Source organism: uncultured Acetobacteroides sp., assembly GCF_963667355.2.
Classification (GTDB): Bacteria; Bacteroidota; Bacteroidia; order Bacteroidales; family ZOR0009; genus Acetobacteroides.
This window is the reverse complement of sequence record NZ_OY763328.2, coordinates 3,696,641-3,710,000: the sequence shown is the minus strand read 5'-3', so window position 1 is coordinate 3,710,000 and position 13,360 is coordinate 3,696,641. Positions and strand designations below refer to the sequence as shown.

Genomic DNA, 13,360 nt, shown 5'->3' with positions numbered 1-13,360 from the left:
CCTTTCACTCCTTCGTCGCCCCATCGCAGCGCTGGCCAGGGACGGAATATTAACCGTCTGTCCATCGGCATCCCCCTTCGGGTTAGCCTTAGGCCCCGCCTTACCCTGATCCGATTAGCGTTGATCAGGAAACCTTGGTCTATCGGTGGGCGGGTTTCGCACCCGCCTTGTCGTTACTCATGCCTACATTTGCTTTTCCACCAGCTCCACCAGACCTTACGGCCCAGCTTCACCGCCGGTGGAATGCTCCCCTACCATAATTTCTTATCCGCAGCTTCGGCGGACGGCTTGATGCCCGATTATTATCCACGCGCAGCCGCTCGACTAGTGAGCTGTTACGCACTCTTTAAATGAATAGCTGCTTCCAAGCTAACATCCTAGCTGTCGCTGCAGCCGCACATCGTTTCATCAACTTAGCCGCCTCTTGGGGGCCTTAGCTGGCGGTCAGGGTTCTTTCCCTCTCGTCGACGGACATTAGCACCCGCCGGCTCACTCCTGGATATCGCACCACGGCATTCGGAGTTCGTCAGGATTTGATAGGCGGTGAGGCCCTCGCATCCAATCGGTAGCTCTACCTCCATGGTGGTAAGTCCAAGGCTGCCCCTAAAGGCATTTCGGGGAGTACGAGCTATTTCCCAGCTTGATTAGCCTTTCACCCCTACCCACAGCTCATCCAGAAGCTTTTCAACGCTTATTGGTTCGGACCTCCATTCCGTATTACCGGAACTTCATCCTGGCCATGGGTAGATCGCAAGGTTTCGCGTCTGCCCCGTCCGACTTATTCGCCCTATTCAGGCTCGCTTTCGCTTCGGCTCCGTACGTAACCGCACTTAACCTTGCCGGACAGGAGCAACTCGTAGGCTCATTATGCAAAAGGCACGCCGTCACCCCACTAAAGGGCTCCGACCGCTTGTAGGCGCACGGTTTCAGGGTCTTTTTCACCCCCCTATTCGGGGTACTTTTCACCTTTCCCTCACGGTACTGGTTCACTATCGGTGTCCTATGAGTATTTAGCCTTGGCAGATGGTCCTGCCAGATTCAGACGGGGTTTCTCGTGCCCCGCCCTACTCAGGGTTCCTCCCCCGCCCACTCGCCTACGCCTACGGGGCTGTCACCCGCTATGGCACCGCTTTCCAGCGGCTTCAGCTTCGCTCGTGGTTGGTAATGGAGGCCCTACAACCCCCACCCGGCCGTAACCGGATGGGTTTGGGCTAATCCCCTTTCGCTCGCCGCTACTCGGGGAATCACTATTGTTTTCTTCTCCTGGGGGTACTTAGATGTTTCAGTTCTCCCCGTTCGCCTCCGGATTGCTCCGGATACCTGGCCTTCAGCCAGGTGGGTTGCCCCATTCGGGTATCCGCGGATCGATTCGTGCTTGCCGATCCCCGCGGCTTTTCGCAGCTTGCCACGCCCTTCGTCGCCTATAGGACCCAAGGCATCCCCCGTGCGCCCTTTTCTTACTCCTTTCCGCGCACCCGCCGGAGATCAACTCCGTCGCATGCGCCGCTTCGTCCTCAAACGTCAAAGATCTTCTGGTGCCTCCGGGTTTTAAAGCCGGATTTACCGTTTGCGCGCCACCCGCATCCGATGCGGCCGTCTGCCTCGTGGCGCTCAATATCTTTTGGGAAGTGCAGCTCTCAGATTTCGCCCTGATGGCGCTCCAGAAAGGAGGTGTTCCAGCCGCACCTTCCGGTACGGCTACCTTGTTACGACTTAACCCCAGTCACCGGTTTTACCCTAGGGCGCTCCTTGCGGTCACGCACTTCAGGTCCCCCCAGCTCCCATGGTTTGACGGGCGGTGTGTACAAGGCCCGGGAACGTATTCACCGCGCCATGGCTGATGCGCGATTACTAGCGAATCCAGCTTCACGGAGGCGGGTTGCAGCCTCCGATCCGAACTACGACCGGCTTTCGAGATTCGCGCCCCATCGCTGGGTGGCTGCCCTCTGTACCGGCCATTGTAACACGTGTGTCGCCCCAGACGTAAGGGCCGTGCTGATTTGACGTCATCCCCGCCTTCCTCGCAGCTTGCGCTGGCAGTCTCGGTAGAGTTCCCGGCTTAACCCGCTGGCAACTACCGATAGGGGTTGCGCTCGTTATGGCACTTAAGCCGACACCTCACGGCACGAGCTGACGACAACCATGCAGCACCTCGCCGACCGCCATTGCTGGCTATGAAGTTTCCCCCATATTCGTTCGGCGTTCGAGCCTGGGTAAGGTTCCTCGCGTATCATCGAATTAAACCACATGTTCCTCCGCTTGTGCGGGCCCCCGTCAATTCCTTTGAGTTTCACCGTTGCCGGCGTACTCCCCAGGTGGATGGCTTAACGCTTTCGCTAAGCCCCTGACCCTTGCAGGCCAAGAGCGAGCCATCATCGTTTACGGCGTGGACTACCAGGGTATCTAATCCTGTTTGATCCCCACGCTTTCGTGCCTCAGCGTCAATACTCAGCTGGCGAGCTGGCTCCCCAATCGGCGTTCTGCGCGATATCTATGCATTTCACCGCTACACCGCGCATTCCGCCCGCCTCGCTAAGATTCTAGCCCAGCAGTATCAACGGCAGCTCTCCTGTGGAGCAGGAGCCTTTCACCGCTGACTGACCGGGCCGCCTACGCACCCTTTAAACCCAATGAATCCGGATAACGCTCGGGTCCTCCGTATTACCGCGGCTGCTGGCACGGAGTTAGCCGACCCTTATTCGTCTGGTACTTGCAGGCAGGGACACGTCCCTGCGGTTACCCCCAGACAAAAGCGGTTTACGACGCGTAGCGCCTTCTTCCCGCACGCGGCATGGCTGGTTCAGGCTTGCGCCCATTGACCAATATTCCTCACTGCTGCCTCCCGTAGGAGTCTGGGCCGTGTCTCAGTCCCAGTGTGGGGGGCCTTCCTCTCAGAACCCCTAGCCATCGTAGCCATGGTAGGCCGTTACCCTACCATCAAGCTAATGGCACGCATGCCCATCCTTTACCGATAAATCTTTACCCCAAATCCGATGCCGAACCTGGGAGCCATGGGGCATTAATCCGCCTTTCGACGGGCTATTCCCCTGTAAAGGGTAGGTTGCATACGCGTTACGCACCCGTGCGCCGCTCTCAAGAACCCGAAGGTCCTCTACCGCTCGACTTGCATGTGTTAGGCCTGCCGCTAGCGTTCATCCTGAGCCAGGATCAAACTCTCCATAGTAGAAGATGTTGATTTCGGGGAATTGCTTCCCCTGTTGTTTCCTTAGCCCATCAGGATTACGTTAGTCTAATAAATCATCCTAATCGTTTTCTATCTTTTCACTGCACTTCCTCAAAGAACCTATTACTTTTTGCCGCTTCTCAGCGACCCGCTCCCTCATTTGCGGGCTGCAAAGGTAGGCTTTATTTCGAAACTTCCAAGCGGTTGGCCAACTTTTTTTTCGGTTGCCCCTTCGCGGCTTTCCGTCCTAAAACCCTTCTGGGCGGCCGGTGCTCTCGCTACTCCCTCGTCCGTTCCGGCTTACCTCCTAAGCCGCTTATGTTAAAGAGCCTCGCTCCCGTTCCCGCTAGCCCTCCCTGCGAAGGCGCCGTTGTTCCCGATTGCGGATGCAAAAGTACGCCTATTTTCCGATTCCGCAACCCCTACACCATACCTTAACGCGTTAACGAACGTTGCTCGCCTTTGTAAGAGGCCGTTGAAGGGAATGTTTTTTTGAAAAAAGAACCGGAGACAGGTGCTGGTGCAGCACCTAGTTCCGCCTCCGGCAGGCTCATCCTACCCCAAAATGGCTCCTCGCTCCCTTCAGGATCACCAGAACCTACAACCCGCCTCTGTAGCCCTGAAAAGATAAAGGCCCGCTTTCGCGAGCCTTTATCTTTTCATCTAACCAGTTACTTTAATGACACATCCCGTTTGCTTATATTCAATTTAGAGGATGTCTCACAACCAATAAAGATATCAACCTACTGCAAAGTTGCTTTTCAATTAGGTTATAAGATATGACTGATAGTCCAAGAACAACTGACATTACAATGAGGAAGTACCATGGACTTGCTAAAATAACGCCAGCTTTAAAGATGCGGAAAATGCGCGGAAGAAATATGATAACCAACGGATGAACTAAATATAACGAGTATGACATATCACCTAAGAAAACTAGCGGTTTAGGCAGCACAAAAGGTTTTATCTTATTGCGCTGCAAAAGTGCAAACAACAATAATCCGCAAACTAAAATATTGGAGTAATAACTTTTAGGCAGCGTTATAAGACCAAAGTATGAAAGAATAAATACAACAATTGCTATTCCTGCTAGACATTGAGACAAAAGAATGTTCGGGATTGAATGCCTCGAAATATAGAACAGTCCAATTAGCACACCAACTATAAAGAAGAGAATTACAGGATTTGTCATCAAACTGAAATAGGCGGATGTATAGCCATAGCAGCCCGATAGTAATGGCATAACCTCTCCATTTGTAATGAATGGAATAAGATAGACCAACACAGCCATCAATCCAACTAGCACAGTCCACCGATACCGCCCAAAGAAAATGGACACGCCCAGAAGAATGTAGAAAAAGACTTCGTAGCAGAGCGACCAACCCACCTCTAAAGGAGGCATTCCATATGATGGTCCAATGTGATTCTGGTAAGTTGGGAAGAAGAATAGACCAGACAGCAACTCATTGTAATGATCGATGAAATAATAGCGGAATTCACCAAGACCTAGAACAAGAACTAGAGTAAGTATATAATAAATAGGCAGTATGCGAACAGCCCTTTTGAGATAGTAGCCTTTTACGTAAGCAAATGTCGGACTACTATTCTGGGTTGTTACTACCATAATAAACCCGCTTATCATAAAGAATAAGGGGACCCCTATTGATCCGCTCCCAAAAAGGAATGTCCCCAACTGGCTACTGCCATGATTTAATATCCCCTTCATGTGAAAAAAGCACACCAATAATGCAGCAATCCCTCTTAACAGCTGTACAATCTCTATTTTACCCTTCATCTCTCTTATTCTATTGGCGCGTAAAGATATTAAAGTCGTCGAATAATCTGAAAGAACGGCAGAACGCTAAGTCAAGGACAAAAAAAGGAGGGAGTAAAACCCTCCTTGCTATTTTGGTCGATGTTTTGAAATCCTTTGCTCCGTTCGTCGGTACTTTATAGTATCGATGTACTGCATAATGCGTAACAGCCAATTTTCATGCAGCGCAATAAACCCAAGGATGGTAAAGATCCAGATAACCCCAACGTTGAACCATTTGGTGTCAATCTTCATATTCCCAACAATCTTTACTGGCGCATAGAATTGGGCTTTCCCAATTGATGACGTTGGCTCCATGTACGCAGGATCTTTAAGCTGAACGATTTCTGTGCCTACAATTTTTGATTGAGCAACACCGCTTTTGTTCAATACTAAATCGGAAAGGGCCTTATTCTCGTAACTATGGCGTAACGCCACAATCTGCTCAGTGGTTTTGTAGTTACTCAACAGCGAACTATATATCGAATCCTTCTTTACGCTTAATCGGTTGTAATTCTGCCAAAGGTATGCTTGAAGGTTATTAAGGATCAACTTATGTTCCTTTATCGTTTTAGGATCGATTTTCGTAATACGGGCACTGTTGGTACTAAGTTTGGTAACCTTGTCACCAAACAGTTTGCTAAGACGATCGAATTCATTATTTACCAACTCCAATCTCCTTAACGATTTCTCGTTTATCGACTTCAGGTTATAATCGTGCTGGAGTTCATTAAGCTGAGACATCAGAATTGGAATGCATATGCTGGAGTAGTAGTTGTTTTGGCTACGCTCCTTATCTACATCGTAAAAGAATTGGGTATAAGTATTATCCTTGAATTGACTTACGGTCAATGCTTCGTATGCCCATCGGGAAATCATCATATCTCCGACAAAAGGAACATACCTGTCATTGGAAATTGAATGATGAAGCTTCCTGAAATCGACAATTACACCGCTAAAGAGCAGCTGCGGCACCAAAAGTAAAGGAACCGTAACGTAAATTGCCACCGTAGAACGAAGCGCCGAAGATAGATTTAACCCAATAATATTGGCACATGCAGCTGCCGAGAATAGAATGATCCAATAAATTAAATTCATCCCCTTTATTTCGAGTATATGATTCCCCAACAGAACGAATACAAACATCTGAATGGCAGAGATGAGAAATACCACAAAGACTTTAGAGGATATGTAGCTTCCCCAGCTCAGGTTCAAAAATCTCTCACGATGAAGTATCTTCCTATCCTTTATGATTTCCTCTGCCGAAACAATCATCCCAAGAAATAGCGCCGCCACTACGCTCATAAATAGGTAAGCAGGGATATTATCGTTCGTGCTAAAGATGTACCTATTTACGTCGTTCCCATCGCCTACGGTGTACTTGGTAAAGAATCCAACGATGATTGCGAGCAACGGAGCCTCAAGAGCAATCATCAACAGGTATTGCTTGTCGCTAAGCTTTGACAAGATGCTTCTAGAAATAAATATCCTGAACTGATTTAGCCTATTGGGAATATGAAAATTGTTGATTGGCAGATTTGTTCTAGCTCCATGAGCAATGGAACGAAGCTTTGGCTGAACGTTTTTCAGGTAAAGCTGGTACCACTCCTTCGCCGAACGCTTACGATTACGGGTTAGCTTACCATACTCATTTACCACGCGAGCCTCCACCACCCTAAGAATAACCTCGGTATTCACGTTACCGCAGGTCATACACTCGCTCTCCTCGGCATTAAAGTAGTGAGCCGCCTTACGGAAGTAAACAATTCCATCCATCGGGTTACCCTGAAAGATAATGCGCCCACCTTGATCCATCACCAAGATTTTATCTAGAAGCTTAAAAAGATCGGATGAGGGCTGGTGGATATTTACGATCACCACCTTCCCCTTTAGAATTTGACGCTTTAGCAGCAGCATTACCTTCTCTGAATCTATCGACGAGAGACCCGAGGTGGGCTCATCAACAAAGAGAACAGAGGGCTGTCGCATCAGCTCGAGCGCGATGTTAAGGCGCTTACGCTGTCCCCCGCTGATATACTTGTTAAGGGGGGTTCCCACCTTAAAATCGCGAGCCTCGTCGAGGTCAAAATCAACGATGGTCTGGTTAACAACATCGTTTAGTTCCTCTTCCGTATAGTTCCTAAAGCAGAGCTTTGCGTTGAAGAAAAGGTTTTCGTAAACGGTTAGCTCCTCGATGAGCAGGTCGTCCTGAGGAACGTAGCCGATAACGCCTCGTACCACCTCCTTCTCCTCGTGGATGTCGAACCCATTAATAGTGATTCGTCCCGAATGAAGCTTCAGCGAACCATTGAGCACATTGAGAAGGGTGGATTTCCCCACGCCACTACCACCTAGTATCCCGATAAGCTGCCCGGACTCAGCCTTAAAACTGAATGGATGGACGCCGTTATCGCTCCCCTTAAACTTGTAGGAAACGTCGGTAGCCACGAAGAGGATACGCCGAAGAACATCAGCCTGAATAAACTTGCCGGCAATTCGGCTATAGTAGATGGGATCGATCTTGGGATTTCGGACAACCGAACCGTAGCCAAACACGTAAGCGCGCGCATTGCGCATGCTGTGCCCGTTTAGGAAAAGGTTGGTTTCGCCAAAATTCTTTATCAGAAAGGTGTTTACGCTAGCCAGATGAATGAAGTAAACCCGCCCCTTTAGCTTCTCGTTGTAGTGATGCTTAAAGTAGGGATGCGAAAAGTCCGAATCGGCATCGACAACCAGCACCTTATCAACCAAAGGAATTTCGCTCTCGTTTGCCGCAATAACAAACTGCTGGGCATAGTCGAATTCGGCTTGATCGACATTGAAATGGTAGGCGAGCAGGCTTACAAACTTGTGGTAAACCTCGTTTTGGGAGAAGGCATCGCCAACAAATTCGGTGAGCTGCAGCAGCAGCCACACCTTTTGGTTCTGCTCGAACTCCAGGTTGATTTGACGGCAAAGGTGAAGGGTATCCTCCGTAAAAATGGGGTTCTCGGAAAAAGGGTACGACTGTACGCGCCGCTGATTCACTAAACATTCATCAAACAGCGATACGTAGTACTCCGAGTGTTCATCCGAAAACTCTTTTTCGTACAGGTAGTTTTTTACAATCTCCTTTGCAATGTCCTTATTGCTACGGTTATCGTAATTGACGATAGTAGCAAAGAACTGCATCAGAACCCTAAAAATGGAGTCATTCATTTATTCTGCGATCCCTTTCTGGTACAAAAATAGATTTTTGTTTGGCATTTCACAGCCTAATACTGCATAACGGGGTTACATATTTTAATATTGCGACTACACTTTTTTATTCTTCATTAAAATTGATTTTACTTTGCGGCAAAACTTGAGGATGGAAAAGGTAGCGGTAGGTATGAGCGGGGGAATAGACAGTACTCTTACGGCAATCAAGCTTAAGGAAAGCGGATTCCAGGTGGTTGGCGTTACGCTCTGGATGGTGGATGGCCCCAAATCGGCCAAGGCTATTGAGGATGCCGAGCTACAGGCGAAGCGCATCGGCATAGAGCACCACGTTGTCGACTGCAGCGAGGCCTTTACGGAAACTATCGTACGCCCATTTGCCGAAGCCTACCTGAAGGGTGAGACGCCCAGCCCCTGCGCCTGGTGCAACCCGCAGGTGAAGTGGCGGCAGCTGGCCGACTTTGCCGACAGCATCGGGGCGAGGTACATCGCCAGCGGCCACTACGTGCAAACGGCCGAGCACAACGGCCACTACTACGTCCTAAAAGGTGAGGACTCAAAAAAAGATCAGTCGTACTACCTGTGGATGCTGCCCGAGAGCATCATCCGCCGGATGGTGCAGCCGCTAGGCACCATCCTAAAGGAGCAGGCCAAGCAGGAGATCCGCGATAGGCACTTCGACGACCTGGTGCCCAACCACGAGAGCATGAGCGTGTGCTTCCTGGAGGGGATGGACTACCGCCACTTCATCGCCCAGCTGATGCCCGAGCGGATGGCCGAGGTACGCCCCGGCGAGGTGCTCGACGAAGCGGGTAACGCCATCGGGAGGCACAGCGGCATCCCCTTCTACACCATCGGGCAAAAGAGGGGCTTGGAACTAACGACCGAGCGCGAGGCCTACATCCAATCCATGGACAGCGCGAGCAACACCATCACCATAGGAAAGAAGGCAGACCTGCTGCGCTCGGAGTTTCGGGTGCGCGAGGTTCACCTTATCCGTAAGGAAGAGATTACCCCCACCACCCCGCTGGAGGTGAAGGTGCGGGGGCTGGGGCTGAACCCCGAGGGGTACGGCTACCTGACCATCGAAGGTGATGCGGGTACGGTTACGCTCGACAACCCGGCGTGGGCCATTTCGCCCGGGCAACCGGTGGTGTTCTACATCGGCGATCGGTTGGTGGGCGGGGCGATGGCAGTGTCGTAGATACGGGTTTGTACCCCGTATCATTGGAAACGAAACCTGACGTTACAACATGAGAGACGGGTTTGAAACCCACTAGTGTCCGGGAAATATTATTAAAACACCTACTAACACATTGATGTTTAATTGCTAATTCAGTTGCGATAAAGTCGGAACATATCAGATGCTTACTTTTGCGACAAGCTACAAACTGTAAGCAATGAATAGTGGAACCTATATTTTTAAGCAATTATGCCAGTTCTTGCCTGAGGACTACTTCGAATATTTGGTCAATAAGTACGATGGCAACAAGTACATAAAATCGTTTACCTGCTGGAACCATTTCTTGGTTATGCTGTGGGCTCAGCTGACAGCCCGGGAAAGTTTACGCGACATCATCGGATCGCTTAATGCGCATCGGTCAAAGTTTTATCGTTTAGGCTTTGGCAAAAGCGTTTGCCGCACAACGCTGTCTGAAGCAAATGAGAAGCGAAATGTGGAAATATTTCGGCTATTTGCTGAACGAGTTGTTAAGATAGCTCAAGATAAAAGGGGTAACATCGAAGGGCTGTTCATGGAGGGAATCCCTCATCGTGTGCTTGCGTTGGATTCAACAACAGTTACTTTAAAATGGGAAGCGTATTCGTGGTCCAAGGTGCAAAATGGGAAAGGAGGAATTAAGGTTCACACCATGTTTGACATCCTTACAAGCATTCCGGTTTACAATGTAATCACCGACCATGACGTCAGGGATCAAAGCGTTATGGACTACTTTCAATACGAACCGGATGCATTTTACATTTTCGACAAAGCCTATGTCAAACTGTTATCTCTTAACAAAATCGATGAAGCAGGTGCATTTTTTGTAGTGCGAAGGAAAGAGAAAATGAACTTCGAAATTATAGAGGAATGTAGCTGCGATGTCCATGAAAAAGGCATTTTACGCGACTTAAAAATAAGATTGTCGAATCGTTGGGCGAAAGCTCGGTATCAAAAACCTCTGAGAATAATCTACTACTACAACGAAGAGAAGAAAGCAACTCTAGAATTCTTTACGAATAACCTCGATTTAGAGGCGCATAAAATCGCATACCTATACAAGTGTAGATGGCAAATTGAGATGTACTTCAAATGGATAAAGCAGCATTTAAGGATAAAGCAATTTTACGGAACTTCCGAAAACTCTGTAAAAATCCAAATATATGTAGGCATTATCGCCTACTGCTTGGTAGCTCTAGTCGGTGTCGAATTGAAGTCAAAGTCATCGCCATTTGAATTACTTCGAATCTTGAGCGTTTCGCTTTTTGAAAAGGAGAACCTAAAAGAGTTCCTAGCCAAGGCTGAATTATCGGAGAACTTTCAACCTGTAAGCAATTCAAACCTTAAATTATTTTAGCGGACAGCAGTGTTTGAAACCCGTCTCTACGCGTACGGATGTTGCCCGGTTACCGATTTTTGCTACCTTTGCGGCAGATCTTTTATTTACAAACCGTGTTTATTGGCACCCACGTAAAAAATCAATTATGAAGCAAAGCGTTTCACCCCTATTTATGCTCTTTGGCATCCTATTCACGGCATGCCTGCTTATCTCGAACATCTTAGCGATTAAGATTATCACCATTGGCTCGCTGGCGGTACCTGCCGGCGTTATCATTTTCCCTATCTCGTACATCGTCAACGACGTTATCGTGGAGATCTGGGGCTACCGCAAGGCCCGATTCGTGATTTGGATCGGATTTGGCATGATGGTGCTCTCGAACGTGATGTACCAGCTGGCCATCGCCATTCCGGCGGCGCCGTTCTGGACCAACCAGGAGTCGTTTGCCCGAATCCTGGAGAGCACGCCCCGCATCGGCATTGCCAGCATCCTGGCCTACCTGTGCGGCTCGTTTGCCAATGCCCTTGTCATGAGCCGCATGAAGGTGATGAGCAACGGCAGCAACTTCTCGCTGCGCGCCATCCTCTCCACCGTTGCGGGCGAGGGGCTCGACTCGGCCATCTTCATCTTCGTGGCCTTCGCGGGCATCATCCCCGCAAGGCAGCTGGTGCTGATGGCGCTGGTGCAAACCTTCATCAAAACCGCCTACGAGATCGTCATCCTGCCCGTTACCATCGTGGTGGTGAACCGGGTGAAGAAGCTCGAGAACGAAAACGTATTCGACAACGACATTTCCTACAACCCGTTTAGGCTGAAGGAAGTTTAGCCATCAACACAAATAACCATGGAAAGAGAAAGCGAAGGCCTAAAATCTTTGGGCAACCAAGGCACCCAATACGCCTTCGGGTACACCCCCGAGGTGCTGGAGACCTTCATCAACAAGCATCCGGAGAACGACTACTGGGTGAAGTTCAACATCCCCGAGTTTACCAGCCTCTGCCCCATCACCGGGCAGCCCGACTTTGCCACCATCTACATCAGCTACGTGCCCGACGTGCGGATGGTCGAGAGCAAGAGCCTCAAGCTGTACCTGTTCAGCTTCCGCAACCACGGCGACTTCCACGAGGACTGCGTGAACATCATCATGAAGGATCTGATTAAGCTGATGGAGCCCCGCTACATCGAGGTGTGGGGCAAGTTTACCCCCCGCGGCGGCATCAGCATCGACCCCTACTGCAACTACGGCAGGCCCGGAACCCGGTACGAGCAGCTGGCCGAGCAGCGGTTTATGAACCACGACATGTACCCCGAGAAGATCGGAAGCCGATAGAACAGAGAGAGGAGCAGCGCTCCTCTTTTTTGTTGGTAGGGGTACCTTACCGGGTAGGGTACCCGAACTGGATGACGGGCGAGCTACCTTACCGGGAAGGATACCCGAACCGGGAGCCGGGCGGGCTGCCTTACCGGGAAGGATACCCCAACCGGGTGACGGGACGTGCTGCCTTACCGGGAAGGATACACCAACCGGGAGCCAGGCGTGCTGCCTTACCGGGAAGGATACCCCAACCGGGAGCCGGGCGAGCTGCCTTACCGGGAAGGATACTCCAACCGGGTGACGGAACATGCTGCCTTACCGGGAAGGATACCCCAACCGGGTGACGGAACGTGCTGCCTTACAGGGAAGGATACCCCAACCGGGAGCCGGGCGAGTTGCCTTACCGGTAAGGATACTCCAACCGGGTGACGGGACGTGCTGCCTTACTGGGAAGCTACGCCTTCCGCTCCCACTCGGCCACCTCTAGATCCTTCACCGTACCATTTTCGATGGTGAAGCGGAGGGAGGTGCGCACGCTATGAAAGCCGGAGATGCCCGCAGCGCCAGGATTCATGAAGAGCAGATCCTTCTTCTTGTCGAACATCACCTTTAGGATATGCGAGTGGCCGGCAATGGCCAGGGTGGGGTGCAGCTCGTCGATGAGCCGTAGGTAGTCCCGGTCGTACTTGTTGGGGTATCCGCCGATGTGCGACAGGAGCACCTTTACCCCCTCGCACTCGAAGAAGAGGAAGGGCTTGGCGACAAGGCGCGTTGCCCCCCCGTCGATGTTGCCGAAGACGGCCCGGGTGGTCCGCTTCTTCGACAGGTTATCCAGCAGCTCGATGCTGCCGATATCGCCGGCGTGCCACAGCTCGTCCACATCGGCCAGAAATGCGTCCAGCTTATCATCCCAAAATCCGTGGGTATCCGATACAAGTCCAACTCTAGTCATCGCTATATATAGTATGGTGCAAAGGAACGAGAGTTTGGCGAAATGGCAAAGGGGGAAAGGCGGATATCTGAAAGCAGGTAGAGCCGTTGCAGTGCAACGGCTCTACTCAAATCAAGAAAGTTATACCATCTGCTAAGCACACGGCACAATCAGCGGAACTCCTCCCGCCTTAGCGGGAGGTCGGCGAAGCCGAGGGTGGTTGTTGAGAAAAAAATTGGAATAGAATCACAATCCAAACCACCCCGCCCTACGGGCACCCCTCCTTAAAAAGGAGGGGAATCGCTCCGATTTTACCTTATCCCAACCTACAAGCAGCAATTACCAAACCCACCCAAAACAA

Annotated in this window: 7 protein-coding genes and 2 rRNA genes (1 of these 9 only partly in view); 4 read left to right on the top strand and 5 right to left on the bottom strand. The window is 50.5% G+C overall.

The window, feature by feature from the left end; all coding sequences use genetic code 11:
- From ACHZA1_RS15325 to ACHZA1_RS15310, 4 genes are all read right to left on the bottom strand, one after another.
- Positions 1-1,466: ribosomal RNA gene (locus tag ACHZA1_RS15325) — 23S ribosomal RNA — on the bottom strand (it extends 1,412 nt beyond the left edge of the window).
- Positions 1,467-1,664: 198 nt separating this feature from the next.
- Positions 1,665-3,184, bottom strand: a 16S ribosomal RNA gene (locus tag ACHZA1_RS15320).
- Together the 16S and 23S rRNA genes form the textbook arrangement of a ribosomal RNA operon.
- 703 nt (positions 3,185-3,887) lie before the next feature.
- Positions 3,888-4,979, bottom strand: a complete 1,092-nt coding sequence (locus tag ACHZA1_RS15315) for an acyltransferase (protein ID WP_320052735.1) — start codon at positions 4,977-4,979, stop codon at positions 3,888-3,890.
- 108 nt (positions 4,980-5,087) lie between these two features.
- On the bottom strand, positions 5,088-8,195 hold the full coding sequence (locus ACHZA1_RS15310; protein ID WP_320052734.1) for an ATP-binding cassette domain-containing protein: 3,108 nt from the start codon (positions 8,193-8,195) through the stop codon (positions 5,088-5,090).
- 151 nt (positions 8,196-8,346) lie between these two features.
- On the opposite strand from ACHZA1_RS15310, the gene mnmA reads away from it, so the two are divergent.
- From mnmA to queF, 4 genes are all read left to right on the top strand, one after another.
- Positions 8,347-9,399, top strand: coding sequence for a tRNA 2-thiouridine(34) synthase MnmA (gene mnmA, locus ACHZA1_RS15305; protein WP_320052733.1), 1,053 nt, complete (start codon positions 8,347-8,349; stop codon positions 9,397-9,399).
- Between the two features lie 196 nt (positions 9,400-9,595).
- A complete protein-coding gene (locus ACHZA1_RS15300; protein WP_320051689.1) occupies positions 9,596-10,771 on the top strand; it encodes an IS4 family transposase in 1,176 nt (391 codons plus the stop codon).
- Positions 10,772-10,898: 127 nt separating this feature from the next.
- Positions 10,899-11,579, top strand: coding sequence for a queuosine precursor transporter (locus ACHZA1_RS15295; RefSeq protein ID WP_320052732.1), 681 nt, complete (start codon positions 10,899-10,901; stop codon positions 11,577-11,579).
- Between the two features lie 18 nt (positions 11,580-11,597).
- A complete protein-coding gene (gene queF / locus ACHZA1_RS15290) occupies positions 11,598-12,083 on the top strand; it encodes a preQ(1) synthase (RefSeq protein WP_320052731.1) in 486 nt (161 codons plus the stop codon).
- Between the two features lie 439 nt (positions 12,084-12,522).
- Here the strand turns inward: queF and ACHZA1_RS15285 are convergent, their stop codons facing one another.
- On the bottom strand, positions 12,523-13,020 hold the full coding sequence (locus tag ACHZA1_RS15285; RefSeq protein WP_320052730.1) for a metallophosphoesterase family protein: 498 nt from the start codon (positions 13,018-13,020) through the stop codon (positions 12,523-12,525).
- Between the last annotated feature and the right edge of the window lie 340 nt (positions 13,021-13,360).

Bases quoted from the DNA above. Each gene is read 5' to 3' on its own strand.
- ACHZA1_RS15315 (WP_320052735.1), bottom strand. From the start codon at position 4,979: ATGAAGGGTAAAATAGAGATTGTACAGCTGTTAAGAGGGATTGCTGCA.
- ACHZA1_RS15310 (WP_320052734.1), bottom strand. From the start codon at position 8,195: ATGAATGACTCCATTTTTAGGGTTCTGATGCAGTTCTTTGCTACTATC.
- mnmA (WP_320052733.1), top strand. From the start codon at position 8,347: ATGGAAAAGGTAGCGGTAGGTATGAGCGGGGGAATAGACAGTACTCTT.
- ACHZA1_RS15300 (WP_320051689.1), top strand. From the start codon at position 9,596: ATGAATAGTGGAACCTATATTTTTAAGCAATTATGCCAGTTCTTGCCT.
- ACHZA1_RS15295 (WP_320052732.1), top strand. From the start codon at position 10,899: ATGAAGCAAAGCGTTTCACCCCTATTTATGCTCTTTGGCATCCTATTC.
- queF (WP_320052731.1), top strand. From the start codon at position 11,598: ATGGAAAGAGAAAGCGAAGGCCTAAAATCTTTGGGCAACCAAGGCACC.
- ACHZA1_RS15285 (WP_320052730.1), bottom strand. From the start codon at position 13,020: ATGACTAGAGTTGGACTTGTATCGGATACCCACGGATTTTGGGATGAT.